The following is a 1,306-nucleotide window of genomic DNA, read 5'->3' as shown; positions in this document are numbered from 1 at the left end:
CGTGGAACGGATGTTTTTTACGGCGATCTTACAATGCCTGAAAAATTCACCGAATTTCCGAAAGATATTGATGCCACCATCTTCACTCTCGGTTCTGATGGTCAGAATCGTATTGGTGCCAGAGCGATAGACTACGGCGGAGTGCGTAATATTTTATGAATATTCAAGGATACACCTGTTCGTATCGGCCTGATGACCACGATTGGCGTGACTGAGCGACTCAACACTTGGAGTCAACGCACTGAGGTTCATTACTGGAAAAGACGTGCCGAGCGTCTGATCAGGGGCAGTGGTCACCCCCATACCATCGTCAAGCCCGGCTGGTTTAATTACAACAATGATGATGAGCACAGCATCGCTATGCTTCAGGGGGATCGTCGCCATACGGGAACACCGGAAGATGTTGTGATATCCTAGGAGCAAATCGCCTAGGTTCTGGTCAGTGCCCTAACCAACGACAAGGAAAAAAATAAAACGTTCGAGTTGGTGACTGAACGAGGCGAAGCACAGCTGGGCCTTACTCCGCTGTTTGCAGATCTGCAGAATGATGATCCACAAAAAATGATGGAATTCTAGACATAGACAATATGCCTCTGCGTGAAGAGGCTGAGTGCATTATTAACGAACTGAACCTGTATTTAAAAAATTAATCAATCTACAACCCTGACAATTTTGTCATATAGCGGTCAGCATCATGACAGCTTAGATCTGTATATTTGTATATGTAGACAAGGATACTTCCCCTGATACGAGTCCAATTTCATACATAGATTTTAAAAGAGGTATTAGATATGAAAGCACTACTTATTACCACATTGATCATGGGATTTATTTCAGTGAGTGCCGCCTCTGCCGCTCAGGAAATTAATCATGCAGATGGGAAAGAAAAGATAGGTGTAGTCTCAGCCAGCAATGCCTATACGCTTGATGATTTATCGAATGCGCTCTCTCGTAAGGCTGATGAGCATGGGGCAACGTCGTTCAAAATCCTGTCAACTTCGGGGAATAACCGGTTGCATGGAGTTGCTGAAATCTATAAGTAAATAATTAGCATACTTGAACAGTATATGTCACAGCCCTCTTATAGTGAGCGTCGTCTTATGTTCAGAACAGAAAACATCATCGATGAGATAATCCAATGGATTGATTCAAATTTACATAAACCGCTGAAGATAGAGGATGTTGCTGCGCGGGCAGGATACTCTAAGTGGCATCTTCAGCGAATTTTTGTACAGATAAAAGAAGTTAGCTTTGAGAAATTTTTTAAAGATAAAAAACTTGATGGTTAGGAGATTGAATCACCTCT

At 42.7% G+C, this 1,306-nt stretch carries 2 protein-coding genes and 1 pseudogene; all 3 read left to right on the top strand.

The features are described from left to right. Positions 1–650 (top strand): annotated as a pseudogene (locus tag BBW68_RS18035) (NAD(P)H-binding protein); the annotation flags it as partial. 141 nt (positions 651–791) lie between these two features. After that, positions 792–1,043 (top strand): YdgH/BhsA/McbA family protein, encoded by a 252-nt coding sequence (locus BBW68_RS12515; RefSeq protein ID WP_070135615.1) that lies wholly within the window; start codon positions 792–794, stop codon positions 1,041–1,043. A gap of 24 nt (positions 1,044–1,067) precedes the next feature. Next, the gene (locus BBW68_RS12510; RefSeq protein WP_245675266.1) at positions 1,068–1,289 is read left to right on the top strand and encodes a hypothetical protein; all 222 of its coding nucleotides are present in this window, start codon (positions 1,068–1,070) and stop codon (positions 1,287–1,289) included. The last annotated feature ends 17 nt before the right edge of the window (positions 1,290–1,306 follow it).

The sequence above is a fragment of the Candidatus Erwinia dacicola genome (genome assembly GCF_001756855.1).
GTDB lineage: Bacteria > Pseudomonadota > Gammaproteobacteria > Enterobacterales > Enterobacteriaceae > Erwinia > Erwinia dacicola.
This window is presented reverse-complemented; position numbering and strand designations above follow the sequence as displayed.